The organism is Actinomadura madurae, assembly GCF_047130825.1.
Classification (GTDB): domain Bacteria; phylum Actinomycetota; class Actinomycetes; order Streptosporangiales; family Streptosporangiaceae; genus Spirillospora; species Spirillospora madurae.
The window spans coordinates 9644780-9665578 of the sequence record NZ_CP083237.1 but is presented as its reverse complement, the minus strand read 5'-3'; the positions used below and the strand labels follow the sequence as shown (position 1 = coordinate 9665578).

Below are 20799 nucleotides of genomic sequence, written 5' to 3'. Positions count from 1 at the left end.
AAACATATGGAGTCATAGGTTTTAGTTCAAGTGATGTTCCGGTATCACTGTGTGAACACCGGGAGGGGGCCCATGGACGACGCGCACCTTGTCGTGTTCGCTCCCGTCGACAACACCGCACGGGTGCACGCGGTCGTACGGCGGCTCACCGACGCGATAGGGCTCGGCCTGCTCGGGGACGGCGAGCAGCTGCCGAGCGAGACCGACCTCGCGGCCTATCTCGGTGTATCCACGGTCACACTACGCGAAGCGCTGATGGCCTTGCGTCAGCAGGGGCTCATCGAGACGCGCCGGGGACGGGGCGGCGGCAGCTTCGTCCGGGCCCCTGCCAGGCCCTTCGACCTTGAGGAAAGGCTGCGTTCGCTCAGCGCTGAAGAGCTCCGCGACCTCGGCGACCACTACGCCGCCATCGCCGGGGCCGCCGCTCGCCTGGCCGCGGCCCGGTCGCTGCCCGGCGACGTCCGGCGGCTGCGCCGCACGCTGGAGGAGATGGCGGGCACCGGGACCGGCGACGGCATGTGCCGGCTGGAGGGCCGGCTGCACCTGGAGGTCGCGGCCGCGTCCCAGTCGGGCCGGCTCACCCGCGAGGAGATCCGGTTGCAGGCCGAGATCGGGCCGCTGGTCTGGGCCGTGCACGACCTGCCGGACCGGCGCGGCCGCGTCGACGCCGAGCACGCCGGCATCGTGGCCGCCATCGAGGACGCCGACGAGGCCCGGGCCCGCGATGTAGCTGAAAGTCACGTCTTGAATGCGGTAGAACGTCTGATTGAACGACGGCTCGCACTCTGACCCCGAGGGGGACCCCATGCCCGCCGAGCCACCGGCGATCGGCGCGGCCGCGGCACACGTCCGCGCGACCCTGGACGGCGTCTTCGAGACCGTGACCCTGGTACGCGACGCGACGGCCCGGTGCCTGGAGGACGTCCGCCGCGGTGGCCGCGCCCCCGTCCGCGCCGATCTCGCCGAGCTGCGCCCGCTGCTGGCCGCGCACCTCGGCCTGCTCATCTGCGGCATCGGGTTCATCGCAGCGCCCCAGCTGCTCGCCGACGCCGCCTGGTACCTGGAATGGTGGCAGGCCGGCCCTGCGGGGAGCCCCGTCCAGCTGCTGCGGGACCTGAACCCCGAGAGCAACGCCCTGTACGACTACACCGAGTGGGAGTGGTTCACCGGCCCGGAGAGCGGCGCCGAGCGGACCGTCTGCGGACCCTACGTCGACTACCTGTGCAGCGACGAGTACGTCCTCACCCTGTCGGCGCCCGTGCTCGTCGCGGGCGCCTTCGCCGGCGTCGCCGCGGCCGACGTGTTCGCCCGGACGTTCGAGAACGAGGTGGTCCCGGCGCTGCGCGAGATCCCCGCGCCCGCGTTCGTCGTCAACGCCCCGGGCCGCGTGATGGCGTCCAACACCGCCAGCTGGCCCCCCGGCGCCGTCTACCGGGGAGGCCGCGGCTACGCGGCCCGCCCGTGCAGCGCCGACGGCGTCGGGCTCGTGGTCGCGCGGTGAGCGGACGGCCCGGCGCCGGCCGATCGGCGTCGTCCGGCCGGCGCGGGTTGAGCGGCCTTCGCTAGTCGGCGTCGGGCAGGCCGAGGGAGAAGGCCTGCTCCAGGTCGTGCTGGGAGTAGGTGCGGAACGCGACGTGCGTCTCGGTGCCGACGATGCCGGGGACCTTGTTCAGCCGGCCCGGGATGATGTCGTTCAGCTCCTCGTGGCGGCGCACCCGGACCATCGCCATGAGGTCGTGGTCGCCGGTGATGGAGTAGACCTCGCTGACGCCGTCCAGCGCGGCGATCGTCTCGGCCACCTCGTGGATGCGCGCGACGTCGGCCTTGACGAACACGATCGCAGTGACCACTGCACCCTCCCTGAGATCGGACCCTCCGACCCTACCGGGGGGCGGGCGGCCGCTCAGCCGCGGCTGAGCGCGGCCAGGCGGCGGGCCGGGCCGGCGCGGCGGGCGAGGAGCGCGAACACCAGGCCGGCCACGAAGCCGTAGATGTGCGCGGTGTAGGCCACGTTGCTCTCCTCGTCGCCCAGCGACAGCCACTGCAGGACGAACCAGTACCCGAGCACCACCCACACCGGCAGCCGGATGAAGATGATCGGCGGCACCCAGCTGACGACGCGGCCCCGCGGGTTGAGGATCACGTAGGCGCCCATCACGCCGGCGATCGCGCCGGACGCGCCGATGAGCGGGACGGTGGAGTCGGGCGAGGTCCAGGCGAACCCGTAGACGGCGACGAGCCCGAACAGCAGGTAGCTGAGCAGGAAGCGCCATCGCCCGAGCCGGTCCTCGACGCCCATGCCCACGACGAACAGGAACACCAGGTTGCCCAGCAGGTGCAGCGCGCCGGAGTGCAGGAACATCGAGGTGAACGCCGCCGTCCAGGGCGCCTTGTCGAAGGACGCGGGCCCGCAGTCGTTCACGACCTCCGACGGCAGGGGCTGCTTGTCGCCGGTGGTCAGCTCCTTCGGCACGGCGCCGTACTCGAAGGTGAAGTGCGTCGCCTTGCACTCGCGGACGGAGCCCTCGCCGTACCAGGCGGCGAAGTTGGACATCGGCGTGAGCAGGAAGACGACCACATTGACCGCGATCAGCAGGTACGTCACCCACGGGACGCGCCGGGCCGGCTGGCTGTCGTACAGAGGCAGTGCCACGTCGTCACCTTAGTGGGCGGCCCGCCCCGCGACGGGACGTCTCCCGCCGCTCGTAGCCGGTGTCGTAGGCACGGTCGATCCACTCGCGCAGCCCCTCGGCGCCGTGCGCCGGGCACGTCCACGCCCCGTCGACCTCGACCAGCCGGACGCCGGGGAGGTCGAGCCAGCGCAGCACGCACTCCATCTCCTCGGCGGTGGCGCCGGCCGACGGCGGCGCGCCGAGCGCGACGCCGCCGGGCGCCTCGCCCGCGGGCGGGAACACCGTCTCGGCGGTCGCGATGAGCGCGTCGACGTAGGGGCGGGGGCGGGCGTGCGGCGGGACGGTCCCCGCCGCGGCGAGCCGGCCGTACCGCACGACCGACAGCTCCCACCCGCCGTCGAAGGCGGGGCGGGCCGCCACCAGCTCGGGGAGCCGGGCGAGCGCGGCGAGCCGCTGCCCGCGCGCCGCGGCGCGGACGAACGCGGCGAGCCGGTCGCGCTGGGCGGCGGCCTCCTCGTAGCGCAGCTCGGACGCGAGCCGGTCGATGCGGACCTGCGCGGCGGCCACCACGGGACGCACGTCGCCCTCCATGATCGAGCGGGCCGTCCCGGCGTGCACGGCGTAGGCGTCGGCGGACTCGCGGCCGTCGCACGGCGCGCCGCAGCGCCCGATCTCGGCGAGCGCGCACGCGCGTGCCGTGCCGCGCTCGATCAGCCGGAGCGTCAGCCGCTGCGTGCACTGCCGCAGCGGGACGGCCTCGTGCAGCGCCGCGCGGGCCTCCTCGGCCTGCCGGCGCGAGGAGATCGGCCCGAGGTAGCGGGCACCGTCGGCGCGGCACTCGCGGACGATGGACAGCCGCGGGAACGGCTCCACGGTCAGCTTGAGCCAGATCGCCCGCTCGGGGAACTTGGAGCGGCGGTTGTAGCGCGGCTTGTGCTCGGCGATGAGCCGCAGCTCGCGGACCTCGGCCTCCAGCCCGGTGGCGCACTCGATCGTGCGGACGTTCTCGGCGAGCCCGACCATCTCGCGGACCCGCCACCGCGTCTCGGACCCGGTGAAGTAGTTGCGCACCCGCGAGCGCAGGTCGCCGCTCTTGCCGACGTACAGGACCTCGCCGGCGTCGTCCTCGAACAGGTAGACGCCGGGGGCGGACGGGACGTCGTCGGCGAGGTGGCGCTTGCGCCGCTGCTCCGGCGTGGGGGCCTTGGCGAAGCCGCGCATCTCCTCCAGCGAGGTGACGCCGAACGAGCCGATCCGCTCGATGAGGCCGTGCAGCACCTCGACGGTGGCGCGGGCGTCGGCGAGGGCCCGGTGCGTCGGCTCGTGGGACGTCCGGAAGAAGCGGGCCAGCGTGCCGAGCTTGCAGTTGGGCACCTCGTCGCGGGACAGCACGCGCCGCGCCAGGTCGACGGTGTCGACGACGGGGAACGCGGGCCAGGCGTAGCCGTGCGCGGCGCAGGCGGCCTTGAGGAACCCGATGTCGAACGAGGCGTTGTGCGCGACGAGCACGCAGCCGCGCGCGAACTCCAGGAAGGCCGGCAGCACCGACTCGATCGGCGGGGCGGCCGTCACCATCGCCGTGGTGATGCCGGTCAGCGCGGTGATGAACGGCGGGACGGGCCCGCCCGGGTCGACCAGCGTGCCGAGCTCGCCGAGCTCCTCCCCGCCGCGCACCTTGACCGCGCCGATCTCGGTGATGGCCGAGTCCGCGGCCGAGCCGCCGGTGGTCTCCAGGTCGACCACGACGAAGGTGACCTCGTGCAGCAGGGTGCCGAGGTCGTCCAGGGTGCCCTGTACACCGGCACCCTGAACGCCGTGCGCAGCCGTCATGAGCGCGACCGTAGAGGACCCCACCGACAGAACCGCGTGCCGCTAGGGTTGAGGTGCGCCGGCGCGTCACGCGTCCGCCCTGGTTAGGGCATTGGGTGCTCGGGAAACACACAGGCCACCGGCGGCCCGGAAGGAGCGGGATCATCGACAGCGGCCCCGAAGCGACTTCCGGCGGCGAGGCGCCCGAGCCGTCCGGTGCCGAGCGGCTGCGCCGGCCGATGCCCGAGGCCGTGCGGCAGGGGGTGGTGGAGGTCGCCGCCGACCTGATCGGGACGCTGCCGGCCGAGGAGGTCCCCGCGCCGCTGCGCCGGTTCGCGCGGTTCGAGCGGCGCAAGCGCGCCAAGCTGGCGGGCCAGCACATCGCCGCGATGCTGGAGAAGGACGCGGGGTTCCGGCGGCGGGTCGCCGGGCCGCTGCGCGAGGCGCAGGCCGATCTCGCCGAGGCGGTCGAGGACGGCGACGTGCCGCCGGCCGCCGACCCGGTGCGGGTCGCGGTGCTGGGCTACCTCCTGCGTCCCGCGGGCTGGACCGGGCTCGTGGAGGCCGCGCGCGAGGAGCTGGAGCGGTCGGCCACCGCGTCGGAGGAGGAGGCCGCCGAGCGCCGCGTCGCCGCGCTGAAGCAGGAGCTGGCCGCCGCCCGCGCCGCCCGCGGCGCCGAGCTGGACAAGCTGCGCGGGGAGCTGCGCGAGACCAAGGCCGAGGTGGCGGAGCTGCGCCGCAAGCTGCACGAGGCGCGCACGCGGTTCCGGGCGGCGGAGGAGCGCGCGGACGCGGTCGCGGCGGAGGCCGGCCGCGAGCTGGCCGCCGCGCGCGAGTCGACCGCCGCGTCCGAGAAGGAGCTGCGCAGGCTGCGCGCCCGGACCGCGCAGGCGGAGGCCGCGGCCGAGGCGGCCAAGCGGGCGGCGCGCGAGGGGCGCAACGTCGACGACGTCCGGCTGCGGATGCTCCTCGACGCGCTCGTGGACGCGGCGCAGGGCGTCCGCCGGGAGCTGGCCCTGCCCTCCACGATCGGCCGCCCCGCCGACGCGGTGGGCGGGCTGGAGCCGGACCGCCCGGCGCACCGCGCGCTGCCGGGCCGGGCGCTGTCGGACAACGACCCGCAGCTCCTGGACCGGCTGCTGACGCTGCCGCAGGTGCACCTGGTGGTGGACGGCTACAACGTCACCAAGACCGGGTACGGGGAGCTGCCGCTGTCGGACCAGCGCAGCCGGCTGCTGTCCGGGCTCGGCGGCCTCGCCGCGCAGACCCGGGCGGAGGTGACGTGCGTGTTCGACGGCGCGGAGCTGGACGCGCCGGTGGCGATCGCGGCGCCGCGCGGCGTCCGGGTGCTGTTCAGCCGCCCGGGGCAGACGGCGGACGAGCTGATCGGGGAGCTGGTGCGGGCGGAGCCGCCGGGCCGTTCGGTGGTCGTGGTGTCGTCCGACCGGGAGGTGGCCGACGCGGCGCGCCGCGCGGAGGCGCGGCCGTGCCCGTCCTCGCTGCTGCTGCGCAGGCTGGGCCGGTCATAAGGTCCCCATAAGCCTCTCATAAGGGAAGCCTCGCACTAAGTGATCATGACGTCACGAAAAGTGGACACTCTTCGCAGATGTCAATCAAAGAGTGACGAATCGGTTGTGACGGCTGTTGCCCGTCGCTAATGTCGTCCGCTGACGTCGTCGACGAGAGGGGCGAGACCGACCGTGGCCAATGATCTCATCGGGGTACCAGCGCGCGGGCGTGACCGGAGGGGCGGCTCGGCGATTCGGGGCACCTCCCGCCGCCTGGCGGCCGTCGCCTGCCTGACCGTGACGGCCTCCCTGACCTACGCCCCGGTGGTGGCGCACGCAGACCCCAAGCCGACCCGGGCGCAGGTCCAGAAGAAGCTCGACAAGCTCGGCGAGCAGATGGACCACAAGGTCGAGCAGTTCAACCAGCTCAACGAGAAGCTGAAGATCGCCAAGAAGAAGTACGAGAGCGCGACCAAGGCGAGCAAGCAGGAGCAGGCGACCTTCGAGGAGCAGCGCACCGCGATCGCCAAGATGGCCGCCGCCGCCTACAAGAACGGCGACTCCGCGGACGTGACCGGCTTCGTCGGCAGCAACGACCCGCAGGCCATCCTCGACCAGGCGGCCGTCTTCTCGCACCTGTCGCAGGAGCGCAGCTCCCAGCTCACCCAGTTCCTCGCCACCGCCCAGCGGCTGCGCCGCGAGGAGGCGCAGGCCAAGGCGGCCTACGACGACGTGAAGGCGAAGACCAAGGAGCTGAGGGAGCAGAAGCAGAAGCTCGACAAGGAGGTCGCGAAGCAGAAGGCGCTGCTGCGGCGGCTCGGCGGCGGAACCTCCTCGGGCGGCGGCGGTGGCGGCATCGGCGGCACCTACACCGGGCCCGCGAGCGGCTCGGCCCGCACGGCGCTCAACTTCGCCTACGCCCAGCTCGGCAAGCCCTACTCCTACGGCGCCGAGGGGCCGAACTCCTACGACTGCTCCGGCCTGACCATGAAGGCGTGGGGGGCCGCGGGCGTCAGCATCACCCGGACCACCAACTCCCAGTACGCCGCGACCAAGCGCGTCGCCAAGAGCGCCCTCCAGGAGGGCGACCTGGTGTTCTTCAACAGCCTCGGCCACGTGGGCATCTACGTGGGCGGCGGCAAGATGATCCACGCTCCCCGCACCGGCAAGAACGTCGAGATCGTGAGCATCACCTCGGGCTACTACCTGAGCAACTACTACGGCGCCGGGCGCCCCTGACCCCGCGCCCTCCGGGCCCGCCGCGGCGGGCCCGGAGCCTCCACCGACAACGGACCAGGCTTGACCTGGTCCGTTGTTGATTTTGGGGGGGTTTGCCTTCTGTTGGGGCTTTGGTACCTTGTCACCACTCACGGCGCCCTCCAGGCGCCATGGCCCCGCGGCGCCCACCAGGCGCTTCGGTCCCACGCGGCGCATCCAGCCGCCGCGTGACGGCGGCGCGAGCCACGCGTCGCTCCCCCCGAGGACGGCGCGCTCCACGCGTCGTCCGGCGGCACCCGAGAGTGCCGCGGCGGTCTCCACGCGAGACCCGGCCGTTCCCGTTCCCCCGTGCGCACGCCGCAGCGTGCATGGCGCTGAGAGCGCTGCCACGGCGGTGTCCGCGGGCGGCCCCCGGACGGCCCCCGGCGACGGGCCGCCGTCCGCAGCACAACACACAGGCGCCGCGCGTTCGCACGCGGGAGACAGGTCCCGCGCCGGGCCCCATATCGCCCCCAGGATCGCAGCGGCAGCGCCGAGTCCGCCTCAGCGCGGAACCGGGGACCCACGCCGGCGGGGTCCGGGAACCGTCCCGGACGAGTCCGGCACCCGGGGTGAATCGGTGCGTCTCTTCCGGCCCCGTTCCGGTGGAGCCCGCCGTAGGGCCACTTCCACGCCCGAACCCGTCAGCTAACCCGGTAGGCGTCTGGAAGAAGCGAAGGAGTGAGTTCCGCAGCATCACCTGGGCGTGGCCGCCCATCGTGCGGCCACGCCCCACTTCCCCCTGCTCTCCGCGGGCACCCGCGCCGACGCGCGCCGCCGGGCCCGCGGCCCCCCATCCGAACCGGCGCGCCCGCCCCCGGGGGCGCCACCGCCGAGTCCGCGGACCGCCGTGCCCCCATGCGCGGCCGACGCGGAACCGGGGACCCATCACGTCCTCATCGGGGTGAATCGGCCTGCCCGCGGGCCGTAGGGCGGCTTCCACGCCCGAACCCGTCAGCTAACCCGGTAGGCGGCATGGAAGTCGAGGAGAACCCCCGCGTGCCAGGCGCACACCGCAAGAAGACCCCGGGCAGGCATCGCAAGGCGAGCTCCCTGCCCCTCACCTGGCGGACGACCGGCGGCCTCATCGTCGGCGCCGCCGTGCTCGGCACCGCCGCCGCCACCGCGCAGGCTTCGGTCCTGCCGTTCGGATCCGCCCCCGCCGCGTCCACCTCGGCGGACGCCCCGGGCAAGAAGCCCCCCGGCGGCTCGTCGAAGGACTCGTCCAAGGACGGGGCCAGGAAGGCCGCCAAGAACGCCCCGGGGAAGAGCGTGCCGAAGAAGCCGGCCGCGAAGGCGCCCGGGAAGCCGTCCGCGAAGCCCTCCGGCGCGTCGCGGCCGACCGCCGCCGAGGCCATCGAGCTCGCACGCTCCCAGGTGGGCGTCGAGGAGGACCGCGGCGGCGAGACCAAGTTCCAGAAGTGGTACATGGGCACGGCGCGCGCGAAGGAGACGCTCGCGCGCGACGGCGGCTCCCTCGCCGGCTACGGCGACGCGAACTGGTGCGACATGTTCGTCTCCTGGGTGGGCGAGCAGATCGGCTTCGGCGACCAGATCGGCAGCGACGCCTGGACGGTCGCGCACGCCCGCTGGTTCAAGGAGCACGGCCGCTGGGGCACCGAGCCGCGTCCCGGCGCGATCGTCTTCTACGCCTGGGACGGCGGCAAGGACGTCACCGACATCCGGCACGTCGGCATGGTGATCAAGAAGATCGACGCCGGCGCCATCGAGGCGGTCGAGGGCAACACCGGCAACGCCGTGCAGATCAAGAAGCGGTCGGCCGACGACGTCGTCGGCTACGGCTACCCCGGCTACCGGTCCTCATGACCCGGTCCTCATGACACGGTCCTCATGACGCGGCCCTTACCACCGGCTGCATAGGATCGCCCGCGTGGAGGAGCGCGCCGAGCGGACCGGGCCCGTGACGCGCCGCAGGGCCCTCGCCCTGGGCGCGAGCGGGGCCGCCGTGATGCTCGCCGGGGGCGCCGGCCTGCTCGCCCCGCCGTCCGGCGGCGGGACGCCCCGCGCCGATCCGTCCGGGGCCGGGACGCCCGCCGCCGGGACGTTCGGCGCGACCGGGGCGCTCGACCCGGCCGCGGCCGCCGCCGTCCTCGCCAACCGCGCCCGGGCCGTGCGCGACGGCGACCGCATGGCGTTCCTCGCCACCGTGGGCGACGCGCCCGCCGAGTTCCGAGACGCCCAGTCGCGCATGTACGACAACCTCCGGGCGCTTCCGCTGGAGGGATGGCGCGAGCGCGTCGCCGGCACCCAGGCCATGAACGCGGGGGCCATGAACACCGGGGCCATGGACGAGGAGCACGCCATCGTCCGCGTCGAGGTGCGCTACCGGCTGCGCGGCTTCGACCGGGGCGAGGTGGCCCGCACCCGCTACCTCGCGCTGGCCCCGCGCGGCGGGACGTGGACGATCGCCGGCGACGGGACGTCCCGCGGGCTGACCGACGACGCCGACATCTGGGACGCGGGCCCGCTCGCCGTCGCCCGGGGCCGGGCCGCCCTCGTCATCGGCGATGCCGCCGGCCTCCGCGGCATCGCGGCCCGGCTGGACGCCGCCGTGCCGGACGTCACCGGAGTCGTCGGCGCGGGCTGGGCGCGGCGCGTGGTCGCGCTCGTCCCCGCCGACCCGGGCCTGGCCTCCGCGCTCGCCGGCCCCGGGCAGAACCTCGGCCAGATCGCGGCCCTCGCCACGGTCGCCCCGGCGCCCTCGTCCGGGGGCCGGGGCGAGGACCGCATCGTCGTCTCCCCCACCGCCTTCGGCAGGCTCAACGACCTCGGCCGCACGGTCGTCCTGACGCACGAGCTGACCCACGTCGCCACCGGCGGCGCCCGCGACCGCAGGACGCCGCTCTGGCTCATCGAGGGCTTCGCGGACTACGTCGGCTACCGGCACGTCGAGATCGGCGTCCGCGCGGCGGCCGGCGAGCTGCGCCGCGAGGTCGCGGCCGGGCGGGTGCCCGCCGCCCTGCCCGGGGCCGCCGCCTTCGCCGGCGGCTCCCCGCGCCTCTCCCAGGCCTACCAGGAGGCCTGGCTCGCCTGCCGGATGGTCGCCGGACGGTACGGTGAGGCGACGCTCGTGCGGCTCTACCGGGCCGCCGGGCACGCCTCGGAGGCCGCCGCGCTGCGGGACGTGCTCGGCCTCACCCGGGAGCGCTTCACCGGCATGTGGCGCGACTACGTGAAGAAGGAGCTCACGTGAGCGATACGGAGACCGGCGAGGGCGCCGCGCGCGAGAGCCGGGCCGCCGGCGGCACCGGGGCACCGGACGGCTCCCGCCCGCCCCGGATCGCCGCGGCCGTCACCGGCGGCGTCCTGTTCGCCGCCGTCGCCGCCGTCCTCGCGCTGACGACGCCCTGGAACCCGCTGCCGGGGCACGTCCCCGGCGGGCACGCGAAGGCCGACCCCGCGCTGGACTTCACCTCCGCCGAGATCGCCCGCTCGAAGGCGTTCGACTCGGCCCTCGCCCCGCCCGCCTACGCCGGGCTCGTCACCGGCCTCGCGCTGATCCTCGTCCTCGGCCTCACCCCGCTGGGCGCCCGCTTCATCGGCTGGGCCACCTCCCGCACCGGCCGCCGGCCGCTGCGCATCGTCATCGCCACCGCCGCGGTCACCACCCTCCTGCGCGTCGCGGGGCTCCCCTTCGACGTCTGGCACGAGTCGGTGCTGCGCCGCTACGGGCTGTCCACGCAGAGCTGGCCTTCGTGGCTGGTGGACCAGCTGAAGTCCCTCGGCCTCACCTGGATCATCTACACGGTCGCCCTGCTGCTGCTGTACGCGCTGATCCGCCGCTTCCCGCGCTACTGGTGGACGGGCGCCGCCGCGGGCGGCTTCCTCCTCGTCGTCCTGGTGTCGTTTATCTACCCGGTCGCCGTCGAGCCGGTCTTCAACAAGTTCCACTCGCTGCCGCAAGGGCGGTTGCGCACCGACCTGCTGGCGATGGCCGAGCGGGACGGCGTGCCCGTGAAGGACGTCCTCGTCGCGGACGCCTCCCGCCGGACCACGTCGCTGAACGCCTACGTGTCCGGGTTCGGCTCCACGCGGCGAATCGTGCTGTACGACACGCTGCTGAAGTCGCCGCCCGCGCGGATCGAGTCGATCGTCGGGCACGAGCTGGGCCACGCCAAGCGCGACGACGTCCTGCACGGCACGCTGGTGGGCGCGCTGGGCATCGCCGGGGCGGTGTGCGTCCTGTACCTCCTGATGACCTCTCCGCGCCTCCTGCGGCGCGCCGGGCTCGATCCCGGCGGCACGGCCGGAGCCGGGGCCGCCGGGCCGGGAGGCACGTCCGGCTCCCGCGGCGGGGCGGCGGACCCGAGGTCCATCGCGCTCCTCCTCGCGCTCGTGACGGTGGGGACGCACCTCGCCGCCCCCGTCCAGAACCTCGTGAGCCGCCGCATCGAGGCGCGGGCCGACGTGCACGCCCTCGACCTCACGCGCGATCCGTCGACGTTCGTGTCGATGCAGCACGAGCTGTCCGTGCGCAACATCTCCGACCTGAACCCGGACGGCCTGGAGTACCTGCTGTGGCTCACGCACCCCTCCGGCCCCGACCGGATCGCCATGGCCCGGGACTGGTCGCGCATGCACCACGTCCAGGTCCCGCCGCCCCTGCGTTAGGGAGACACGGCGCTGGCGGGACGCCGCGTCAGTCGCCCTCGGCCCGCTGCTTCTCCGGGGCCTTGGCGCCGGCGCCCTGCTGCTGCGCGGACAGCGTCGCGGCGTCCCGGTGCGGAGCCGTCGTCACCGACCGCTTCAGCGCGCTGCCCTTCACCCAGTCCTTCCACTTGAGCTGCCAGTAGCCCCAGCCGTTCTCCGGCTCCAGCTCGCGGTTGCTGCCCGTCACCTTCACCGGGTCGCCCCGCTGGGCCAGCCTGTAGAACCACTTCGCGTTGGACGGGCTGATGTTGATGCACCCGTGGCTCACGTTGGTGTGCCCCTGGGAGCCCACCGACCACGGTGCGCTGTGGACGTACTCGCCGCTGTCGGAGATCCGCACGGCCTTGTAGACGGTGAGGCTGTAGTACCCGGGGCAGCCCGGACCGCAGCCCTCCCAGTCCGACGACATGATCGTGGGGTCCTCCTTGTCCATGGTCAGGTGGATCCCGTTGGTGGTGGTGTACTTGCGGACGCCGCCGCGGCCCATGCTGGTCGGAATGGTGCGGGCCTTCTTACCGTTGACCTTCACCACCATCTTGTGGCTGTCCTCGCCGGCCGTGGAAATGTGCGAGTCGCCGATCTTGAAGTCGAGGGCGTGGTTCTTTCCGCCGTAGACGTCCCCGCCGGTGCGGACGCCGCTGATGTGCGCCCGGAACGACACCTTCGTGTGCGCCGGCCAGTAGGCCTTGGGCCGGAACACGACCTCCTGGTCGCCGAACCAGTGCCAGGCGCCCTCGACGGTCTTGTCGGCCGTGACCTCCAGGCCGCGCTCCACCGCGGCCCGGTCCTTCACCTTCCGGTCGAAACGCATGATGATCGGCATCCCGACGCCGACGGTCTCCTTGTTGTAGGGCGCCTCCAGCGTGACGCGGTTCGTCTTCTTCACCCTGGCCGTGGAGAAGGCGCTGCGGACGGTGCGCGTCCGCCCGTCCTTGCCGAGCGCGGTCGCGTCGACGGTGTACGCCGTGCCCGGTTCGAGCGTCCAGCGGGACCGCCAGCGCGTCCGCTCCGCGTTGAGGTCGCCCTCGACCGGGCGGCCCTTCGCCGTCACCGTCACGTTCTCGATCGTGCCGCGCGCCGCCTCGACGGCGATGGGGCTGTCGGGCCGCAGCTTCCCGCCGCCCCCGCCCGGCGACACCGCCAGCCGCACGGCCTCCCGGGCGGCCGGTTCGCCGCCCCCCGAACACGACGCGGCACCCGCCGCCAAGCCGGCGCCGACGAGCACGGCGGCGGTGCGCCGTCCCCGGTCGCCCGGTCCTGAGCCACCCACCCGCATATGGACCCCCCGGTCGTCCTCCTGGGCGATCGGTCCGCCCCCAGCCCGGTCGCTGGAAACGGCGCCCAGTATTCGAAAGGGCCGGTACCCGCAAAAAAGCGGACACCGGCCCCCGATGGGGTTCTTTTACTGATCAGTGGGCGAAATGACCCCGGTAGTACTCGAAGACCAGACCGATCACCGACAGAATGGCGGCGGCGGCGCCGAGAATGACCAGCCACCAGCCGAACACGACACCGAGCGCCACGCCCGCGGCCGACAGCCCGACGAACAGCGGCCACCAGCTGTGCGGGCTGAAGAAGCCCAGCTCGCCCGCCGCGTCCGCGATGTCGCCCTCCGGGTCGTCCTCGTACAGCGGCCCCGCGTTGGCGCGCTCGAGGCGCCGGACGGTGAAGTGGATGTAGAACCCGATGAGCCCGGCCAGGCCGACCGACAGCCCGAGCGCCGTCGTTCCCGTCCAGTCCTTCGACCAGAGCCAGTACACGACGTCGGTGGCGAGGAAGAAGACCGCGCACCCGTAGAACATGAACGCCTGGACGCGCATCGGCTACTCCCCCTTCGCCCCGGCCAGCTCGCCCTTGGCCCCCACGTGCGGGTGGTGCAGGTCGAACGCCGGCCGCTCGGAACGGATCTTCGGGATCGAGTTGAAGTTGTGCCGCGGCGGCGGGCAGGACGTCGCCCACTCCAGCGACGAGCCGTAGCCCCACGGGTCGTCGACCTCGACGCGCTTGCCCCGCTTCCACGTGATGTACACGTTGTAGAAGAACGGCAGCATCGAGGCGCCGAGCAGGAACGAGAAGACGGTGGAGACCTCGTTCATCCCCTGGAACTCGCTGGCGTAGTCGGCGTACCGGCGCGGCATGCCCGCGGCGCCCAGCCAGTGCTGGATCAGGAACGTGCCGTGGAAGCCGATGAACAGCATCCAGAAGTGGATCTTGCCGAGGGTGTCGTTCAGCATCTTGCCGGTCCACTTCGGCCACCAGAAGTAGAACCCGGCGAACATCGCGAACACCACGGTGCCGAAGACGACGTAGTGGAAGTGCGCCACCACGAAGTAGGAGTCCGACAGCTGGAAGTCCATCGGCGGCGACGCCAGGATGACGCCGGTGAGCCCGCCGAACAGGAACGTCACCAGGAAGCCCAGCGACCACAGCATCGGCGACTCGAACGTCAGCTGCCCTCGCCAGATCGTCCCCACCCAGTTGAAGAACTTCACCCCCGTGGGCACCGCGATGAGGAACGTCATGAAGGAGAAGAACGGCAGCAGCACCTGGCCGGTGACGAACATGTGGTGCGCCCACACGGTGATGGACAGGCCCGCGATGCTGATCGTCGCGAACACCAGGCCGATGTAGCCGAAGACGGGCTTGCGGCTGAACACCGGGAGGATCTCCGTCACGATGCCGAAGAAGGGCAGCGCGATGATGTAGACCTCCGGATGCCCGAAGAACCAGAACAGGTGCTGCCAGAGCAGCGCGCCCCCGTGCGCGGCGTCGAAGATGTGCGCGCCCAGCTTGCGGTCGGCCTCCAGGGCCAGCAGCGCCGCGGCGAGCACCGGGAAGGCCAGCAGCACGAGGATGGACGTCAGCAGGATGTTCCACGTGAAGATCGGCATCCGGAACATCGTCATGCCCGGCGCCCGCATGCACAGGATCGTCGTGATGAAGTTGACCGCGCCCATGATCGTGCCGAAGCCCGACATGGCGAGGCCCATCACCCACATGTCGCCGCCGACGCCCGGCGAGCGGACCGCGTCCGACAGCGGGGCGTAGGCGAACCAGCCGAAGCTCGCCGCGCCGCCCGGGGTCAGGAAGCCCGCGATGACGATCAGGCTGCCGAACAGGAACAGCCAGTACGCCAGCATGTTCATCCGCGGGAACGCCACGTCCGGCGCGCCGATCTGCAGCGGCATCACGACGTTGGCGAAGCCGGCGAACAGCGGCGTCGCGAACATCAGCAGCATGATCGTGCCGTGCATGGTGAACAGCTGGTTGAACTGCTCGTTGCTGACGACCTGCAGCCCCGGCTCGAACAGCTCGGCGCGCATGACCAGCGCGAGCACGCCGCCGAACAGGAACATCACGAACGAGGTGATCAGGTAGAGGTAGCCGATCACCTTGTGGTCGGTGGACGACATCCACGAGGCGAGGATGCGCCCCTTGCTCGTCCGCGGCGCGGCGAGCGGCGTGCTCGGAGCGTGACTCGTCGCGGTCACCTGGCACCTCCCGCGGCCAAAGCCTGCTTCGAATCGGCGATGTACTTGTCGAACTCCTGGGGCGTCACGACCTTCAGCTGGAACAGCATCCGGCTGTGGTCGACGCCGCACAGCTCGGCGCAGCGGCCCTCATAGGTGCCGAGCTTGTTCGCCGTGAACTCGAACTCGTTGTCGTAGCCCGGCATGACGTCCTTCTTGTAGATCAGCGCCGGGACCCAGAACGAGTGGATGACGTCGTTGGAGTGGAGCCGCACGCGCACCGTCTCACCCGAGGGGATCGTCATCACCGGCTTGGCGGGGGCGGGCCCGTTCGGGGCGACGGGCTGGCCGACGACGGAGGCGACCGTCTGCTCCTTGCCCGCGGCGTCCTTCTCCTTGTAGTCGAACTGCCAGCTCCACTGGAACGCCGTCACGTCCACGACCACCTGCGGGTTCTTGGTGGTCTTCTCGACGAAGTTCTCGTCGCGCGCGGTGAAGTAGAACAGGACCGCGATGATGACGAACGGGACCGCCGTGTAGAGGATCTCGATCGGCATGTTGTAGCGGACCTGCGGCGGCAGGTCGTCGGAGCGCTTGCGGTGGAACAGCACCGCCCAGATGATGAGGCCCCAGACGACGGCCCCGACCGCGAACGCCGCGATCCAGGAGCCCTGCCAGAGCTTCAGCATGCGCTCGCCCTGGACGCTGATCGGCTCGGGCATGCCCAGGCGGCTGCCGCTGCACGCGGTGGCGGACAGCGCCAGCAGCGCCAGCGCACCGGCGCTTCTCAATGCGCGGCGACTGCGCACAGGCGTACGCCGCTCCCTAGAGCGGGTCGGACTCACGGAATGCCTTCCCCACGGATGAAAGCCCGGTCGGCCGGGCGGTGAGATCAGTGTTTACACGTGTGGTGGACACCCTAGCGCGAGGGTCGCGCGAACCCCTGATCGGGTGCCCGGTTAGTGTTCTCGCGTGGCCCGACCGAGCACGCCGAGCGGCTACTTCGACGCCGCGTCCACCGAGCCGCCCCACCCGGCGGCCCGGTCCGCGCTGCTGGAGGCGATGGACGCGGCGTGGGCCGACCCCGCGCGGCTGTACGGCACGGCGCGCGCCACCCGGATGCTGCTCGACCGGGCCCGCGCGCGGGTGGCCGGCGTCCTGGGCTCCCGTCCCGACGAGGTGTCCTTCACCTCCTCGGGCACCCAGGCGGTGCACCTGGCGGTCCTCGGGGGGCTCCAGGCGCGCCGGCGCACCGGACGGCACCTCGTCGTGAGCGCCGTGGAGCACTCCAGCGTGCTCCACGCCGCCGAGATGAACGAGCGCGACGGCGGCGAGACCACCGTGGTCGGCGTCGACCGGGCGGGCCGCGTCGACCCCGCGGAGTTCGCCGCGGCGCTGCGCCCGGACACCGCGCTCGCCTGCCTGCAGTCGGCCAACCACGAGGTCGGCACCGTCCAGCCGGTCGCCGAGGCCGCGCGGGCGTGCCGCGCCGCCGGCGTGCCGCTGTTCGTGGACGCGGCGCAGTCCCTCGGCCGGGCGGACGTGCCGGGCGGCTGGTCGCTCCTCGCCGGAAGCGCCCACAAGTGGGGCGGGCCCGCGGGCGTCGGCGTGCTCGCCGTCCGCAAGGGAACCCGGTGGCGCTCGCCGCTGCCGGCCGACGAGCGGGAGGCGCGGCGCGTCCCCGGGTTCGAGAACGTCCCGGCCATCGTGGCGGCGGCGGCCGCGCTGGAGGCGTACCGTGCGGACATGGCGGCGGAGGCGCCGCGCATCTCCGCGCTGGTGGACCGCATCCGCACGGAGGTCCCGCGGGACGTCCCCGACGTCGAGGTGGCCGGCGACCCGGTGCGGCGGCTCCCGCACCTGGTGACGTTCTCGTGCCTGTACGTGGAGGGCGAGGCGCTGCTGACCGAACTGGACCGGCTGGGTTTCGCGGTTTCCTCCGGCAGCTCGTGCACGGCGGATACGCTGCGTCCAAGTCACGTGCTGGAGGCGATGGGAGTGATTACCCATGGGAACGTGCGGGTATCGCTGCCGCGGGGCGTCCGTTCGGAGGACGTCGGCCGGTTCCTCGCCGTGCTGCCCGATGCCGTCGCCCGCCTGCGCCGGACGACGATGAACACCTTCGAGACAGGGAGGCGGTCGCGCCCATGAGGTTCCGAGGCCGCGCCAAGGCAGGGCCGCCGCCCGGCGACGCCGCGCCGCCCCCCGCCGTGCCGGAGGGCCCGCCGCCGGTGCTGGTCATCGACGCGCTCGGCCGCAAGTGCCCCATCCCGATCATCATGCTGGCGGAGCGGATCCGCGAGGTGCCCGTCGGGCAGGTCGTGGCCGTCCTCGCCGACGACGCCGCCGCCCGCACCGACGTCCCCGCCTGGTGCCGCATGAAGTCGCAGGACTTCGTCCGGGAGGAGACCCTGCACCAGGGCGGCTGGGGCTTCCACATCCGCCGCACGTACTGAGCCGGCACGCCGGAGGGCCGCGCCGTCGTCCGGCGCGGCCCTCCGGCGTCGCGGTCCCGCTACGGGACCGGGCAGGACAGGTGGGGCTCGATGTCGGCGGCGGAGGAGGAGCCGTAGACCGCGCCGAAGCGGTCGAGGAACGCCTGGCGGCCGAGGGTGTACTCCTGCGGGCCGGCGGCCTCCAGGGCGTGCGCGGCGATGGCGTTGCCGACCTGGGCGGCGCGCTCCAGCGGCAGCTCCCACGCGGTCGCCGACAGGAAGCCGGCGCGGAAGGCGTCGCCGACGCCGGTCGGGTCGACGATGTTCTCGACGGGGACGCAGGGAACGTGCACGCCCTCCTCGCCCTCGCGGTCGATCACCACGCCCTTGGCGCCGAGGGTGGTGACGCGGACGCCGACGCGGGACAGGATCTCCTCGCCCGTCCAGCCGGTCTTCTCCTCGGCGAGGGCCTTCTCGTACTCGTTGCTGAACAGGTAGGCGGCGCCGTCGATGAGGCGGCGGACGTCGGCGCCGTCCATGCGGGCGAGCTGCTGGGACGGGTCGGCGGCGAACGGGATGCCGCGGGTGCGGCACTCGTCGGTGTGCCGGAGCATCGCCTCGGGGTCGTTGGGGCTGATCACGACGAGGTCGAGGCCGCCGACGCGGTCGGCGACCGGCCGCAGCTCGATGGAGCGGGCCTCGCTCATGGCGCCGGCGTAGAACGTGGCGATCTGGTTCTGGTCCTGGTCGGTGGTGCACAGGAACCGCGCGGTGTGGTGGATCTCGGAGACGTGCACCGACGCGGTGTCGACCGCGTGCCGTTCGAGCCAGGAGCGGTAGTCGGCGAAGTCGTCGCCCACGGAGCCGACGAGGATGGACTCCTTGCCGAGGCTGCCCATGCCGAAGCAGATGTTGGCGGCGATGCCGCCGCGGCGGATGTCCAGCTCGTCCACCAGGAAGGACAGCGACACCTGGTGCAGCTGGTCGGGCAGGAGCTGGTCGGTGAACCTTCCGGGGAAGGTCATCAGGTGGTCGGTCGCAATGGAACCGGTCACGGCGATGCGCACGGCGTCGCTCTCCTCGCGTGGTCGTCCGGCTGTTCACCGGCTGTTTCGAACCCGGGAAAGACTACTTGCCCATCGCACCACAGAACGCAACCCCTGCGCGGGCCCCGAACGGAAAGGGGCGGCGGGGCATGATGCCCGGCCGCCCCTGGCACGGATCAGCCGGCCGCCGCGGGCGGCCGGTCACCGCGGACGATCAGTTGAAGGAGTCGCCGCAGGCACAGGAGCCCGAGGCGTTGGGGTTGTCGATCGTGAAGCCCTGCTTCTCGATCGAGTCGACGAAGTCGATGGTGGCGCCGGTGAGGTAGGGCGCGCTCATCCGGTCGACGCGCACCGCGAGGCCGCCGAAGTCCTGGATCTGGTCCCCGTCCATCTCCCGCTCGTCGAAGAAGAGCTGGTAGATGAGGCCGGAGCAGCCGCCCGGCTGCACGGCGACACGCAGCGCAAGGTCATCGCGGCCCTCCTGCTCGAGCAGGCCCCTGGCCTTCTCGGCGGCGGTGTCGGTGAGGACGACGCCCTGCTGCGTGGTCTCCTGCGTGGTCTCGCCTGAAACCGTCATGTGTTCAGCTCCCGGGTCTCGCTGCGCCGCGGTGCGGCGGACTGTCGCTTGTCCTGGAGGACATCGTACGCCTCTTCCCGTAGGACAACGTACCTCGACACAAGGCCATTCCGCTTATCGGCCATGTTTAACGCTAAGGGACGGTGCGGTCTACGTCACATCACCATCGGGCCGGGGATGTGCCATCATTAGTCGTCAAAGCGACGATAAGTCCCGTCGCGAAGGGAGACACCGCCGTGACCACCCCAGTGCGCGACCTTCCGCTGCTGCTGCTCGGCAGCGGCGCCGACCCCGCGAGCGAACGCGGCGTGGACTGTCCGGGCGAGCTGCCGCCGGCCTCCGACCCGGCCCTGGTCGAGCGGGCCCGCGCCGCCAAGGCGGCGCTCGGCGACCGGGTGTTCGTGCTCGGCCACCACTACCAGCGGGACGAGGTCATCCGGTTCGCCGACGTCACCGGCGACTCGTTCAAGCTGGCCCGGCAGGCGGCGGCGCGTCCCGAGGCGCCCTACGTCGTGTTCTGCGGCGTCCACTTCATGGCGGAGTCGGCCGACATCCTGACCGCCGCCCACCAGCGGGTGATCCTGCCCGACCTCGGCGCCGGCTGCTCCATGGCCGACATGGCGACCTTCGACCAGGTCGAGGAGTGCTGGGACGTCCTGGAGGACGCCGGCGTCGCCGACGACGTCGTCCCGGTCACCTACATGAACTCCTCGGCCGACATCAAGGGCTTCGTCGGGCGGCACGGCGGCGTGGTCTGCACCTCGTCCAACGCCAGGCGCGCCCTGGACTGGGCCTACGGCAAGGGCAAGAAGGTCCTCTTCCTTCCCGACCAGCACCTGGGGCGCAACACCGCCGTCCTGGAGATGGGCTTCTCGCTGGACGACTGCGTCGTCTACAGCCCGCACCGCCGCGAGGGCGGCCTGACCCAGCAGCAGCTCAAGGACGCCAAGATGATCCTCTGGCGCGGGCACTGCTCGGTGCACGGCCGGTTCACCAAGGAGTCGGTGGACGACGTCCGGGCGCGCGTGCCCGGCGTGAACGTCCTCGTGCACCCGGAGTGCCGGCACGAGGTCGTCACGGCGGCCGACCGGATCGGCTCGACCGAGTACATCATCAAGACCATCGAGGCCGCCGAGCCCGGGTCGGCGTGGGCCGTCGGGACGGAGCTGAACCTCGTCCGGCGGCTCGCGAACGCCCACCCGGACAAGAACGTCATGTTCCTCGACAAGACCGTCTGCTACTGCTCCACGATGAACCGCATCGACCTGCCGCACCTGGTGCTGTCGCTGGAGTCGCTGGCCGCCGGCCGGGTGGAGAACGTCATCGAGGTGGACGAGGAGACCGCGCACCACGCCCGCGTCGCCCTCGACCAGATGCTCGCCCTCCCGTAGGG

19 protein-coding genes and 2 riboswitches are annotated in these 20799 nt (G+C 72.6%); of the genes, 10 read left to right on the top strand and 9 right to left on the bottom strand.

Annotated elements, in window-relative coordinates:
- Positions 1 to 72 precede the first annotated feature (72 nt).
- Positions 73 to 789: a FadR/GntR family transcriptional regulator gene (locus tag K8Z49_RS45300; RefSeq protein ID WP_412517005.1), complete on the top strand. Its 717-nt coding sequence runs from the start codon at positions 73 to 75 to the stop codon at positions 787 to 789.
- 16 nt (positions 790 to 805) lie between these two features.
- Entirely contained in the window at positions 806 to 1501 is a 696-nt protein-coding gene (locus tag K8Z49_RS45295) for a hypothetical protein (protein ID WP_021597606.1), read from the top strand.
- A 61-nt stretch (positions 1502 to 1562) separates the two neighbouring features.
- On the opposite strand, the gene K8Z49_RS45290 is transcribed toward K8Z49_RS45295, so the two are convergent.
- The 3 genes from K8Z49_RS45290 to K8Z49_RS45280 are packed head-to-tail and all read right to left on the bottom strand — an operon-like array spanning position 1563 to position 4463.
- Positions 1563 to 1850, bottom strand: a complete 288-nt coding sequence (locus K8Z49_RS45290) for an Lrp/AsnC family transcriptional regulator (RefSeq protein WP_021597607.1) — start codon at positions 1848 to 1850, stop codon at positions 1563 to 1565.
- 53 nt (positions 1851 to 1903) lie between these two features.
- Entirely contained in the window at positions 1904 to 2653 is a 750-nt protein-coding gene (locus K8Z49_RS45285; RefSeq protein WP_021597608.1) for a rhomboid family intramembrane serine protease, read from the bottom strand.
- A gap of 4 nt (positions 2654 to 2657) precedes the next feature.
- Positions 2658 to 4463, bottom strand: a complete 1806-nt coding sequence (locus K8Z49_RS45280) for a DEDD exonuclease domain-containing protein (RefSeq protein ID WP_412517004.1) — start codon at positions 4461 to 4463, stop codon at positions 2658 to 2660.
- A 95-nt stretch (positions 4464 to 4558) separates the two neighbouring features.
- On the opposite strand from K8Z49_RS45280, the gene K8Z49_RS45275 reads away from it, so the two are divergent.
- From K8Z49_RS45275 to K8Z49_RS45255, 5 genes are all read left to right on the top strand, one after another.
- On the top strand, positions 4559 to 5971 hold the full coding sequence (locus K8Z49_RS45275) for an NYN domain-containing protein (protein WP_024936556.1): 1413 nt from the start codon (positions 4559 to 4561) through the stop codon (positions 5969 to 5971).
- 276 nt (positions 5972 to 6247) lie between these two features.
- Positions 6248 to 7189 (top strand): C40 family peptidase, encoded by a 942-nt coding sequence (locus K8Z49_RS45270; protein ID WP_021599987.1) that lies wholly within the window; start codon positions 6248 to 6250, stop codon positions 7187 to 7189.
- Positions 7190 to 7688: 499 nt separating this feature from the next.
- A riboswitch (cyclic di-AMP (ydaO/yuaA leader) is annotated at positions 7689 to 7885 on the top strand.
- Between the two features lie 176 nt (positions 7886 to 8061).
- Positions 8062 to 8196, top strand: a riboswitch (cyclic di-AMP (ydaO/yuaA leader).
- 10 nt (positions 8197 to 8206) lie between these two features.
- Positions 8207 to 9034, top strand: a complete 828-nt coding sequence (locus tag K8Z49_RS45265; RefSeq protein ID WP_412517003.1) for a CHAP domain-containing protein — start codon at positions 8207 to 8209, stop codon at positions 9032 to 9034.
- Between the two features lie 64 nt (positions 9035 to 9098).
- Positions 9099 to 10421 (top strand): hypothetical protein, encoded by a 1323-nt coding sequence (locus K8Z49_RS45260; protein ID WP_412517002.1) that lies wholly within the window; start codon positions 9099 to 9101, stop codon positions 10419 to 10421.
- Positions 10418 to 11839, top strand: coding sequence for a M48 family metallopeptidase (locus tag K8Z49_RS45255; RefSeq protein ID WP_021599304.1), 1422 nt, complete (start codon positions 10418 to 10420; stop codon positions 11837 to 11839). The genes K8Z49_RS45260 and K8Z49_RS45255 overlap by 4 nt, the downstream gene beginning before the upstream one ends.
- A gap of 28 nt (positions 11840 to 11867) precedes the next feature.
- On the opposite strand, the gene K8Z49_RS45250 is transcribed toward K8Z49_RS45255, so the two are convergent.
- The 4 genes from K8Z49_RS45250 to coxB all read right to left on the bottom strand — a co-directional run bounded on the left by K8Z49_RS45250 (position 11868) and on the right by coxB (position 16157).
- On the bottom strand, positions 11868 to 13154 hold the full coding sequence (locus K8Z49_RS45250) for a L,D-transpeptidase (RefSeq protein ID WP_021599303.1): 1287 nt from the start codon (positions 13152 to 13154) through the stop codon (positions 11868 to 11870).
- A 133-nt stretch (positions 13155 to 13287) separates the two neighbouring features.
- Positions 13288 to 13698, bottom strand: a complete 411-nt coding sequence (locus K8Z49_RS45245; RefSeq protein WP_021599302.1) for a cytochrome c oxidase subunit 4 — start codon at positions 13696 to 13698, stop codon at positions 13288 to 13290.
- 3 nt (positions 13699 to 13701) lie between these two features.
- Positions 13702 to 15291 carry a cytochrome c oxidase subunit I gene (gene ctaD / locus K8Z49_RS45240; RefSeq protein WP_235206579.1) on the bottom strand — a complete coding sequence of 530 codons (1590 nt, stop codon included), beginning with the start codon at positions 15289 to 15291 and terminating at the stop codon, positions 13702 to 13704.
- A 74-nt stretch (positions 15292 to 15365) separates the two neighbouring features.
- Positions 15366 to 16157 carry a cytochrome c oxidase subunit II gene (coxB, locus tag K8Z49_RS45235; RefSeq protein WP_052357951.1) on the bottom strand — a complete coding sequence of 264 codons (792 nt, stop codon included), beginning with the start codon at positions 16155 to 16157 and terminating at the stop codon, positions 15366 to 15368.
- A 163-nt stretch (positions 16158 to 16320) separates the two neighbouring features.
- On the opposite strand from coxB, the gene K8Z49_RS45230 reads away from it, so the two are divergent.
- Both K8Z49_RS45230 and K8Z49_RS45225 read left to right on the top strand, forming a co-directional pair.
- Complete coding sequence (locus K8Z49_RS45230; protein ID WP_075019815.1) at positions 16321 to 17499, top strand: cysteine desulfurase family protein; 1179 nt, start codon at positions 16321 to 16323, stop codon at positions 17497 to 17499.
- Positions 17496 to 17804 (top strand): sulfurtransferase TusA family protein, encoded by a 309-nt coding sequence (locus tag K8Z49_RS45225; RefSeq protein ID WP_021599831.1) that lies wholly within the window; start codon positions 17496 to 17498, stop codon positions 17802 to 17804. The genes K8Z49_RS45230 and K8Z49_RS45225 overlap by 4 nt, the downstream gene beginning before the upstream one ends.
- A 59-nt stretch (positions 17805 to 17863) precedes the next feature.
- Here K8Z49_RS45225 and K8Z49_RS45220 read toward each other — a convergent pair whose 3' ends face one another.
- Together K8Z49_RS45220 and K8Z49_RS45215 are read right to left on the bottom strand one after the other, a co-directional pair.
- Entirely contained in the window at positions 17864 to 18850 is a 987-nt protein-coding gene (locus K8Z49_RS45220; RefSeq protein ID WP_021599832.1) for a carbohydrate kinase family protein, read from the bottom strand.
- A 193-nt stretch (positions 18851 to 19043) separates the two neighbouring features.
- A complete protein-coding gene (locus K8Z49_RS45215; protein WP_412517001.1) occupies positions 19044 to 19406 on the bottom strand; it encodes a HesB/IscA family protein in 363 nt (120 codons plus the stop codon).
- Positions 19407 to 19642: 236 nt separating this feature from the next.
- Between K8Z49_RS45215 and nadA the strand changes: the two genes are divergently transcribed.
- Complete coding sequence (gene nadA, locus K8Z49_RS45210; protein ID WP_412517000.1) at positions 19643 to 20797, top strand: quinolinate synthase NadA; 1155 nt, start codon at positions 19643 to 19645, stop codon at positions 20795 to 20797.
- The last annotated feature ends 2 nt before the right edge of the window (positions 20798 to 20799 follow it).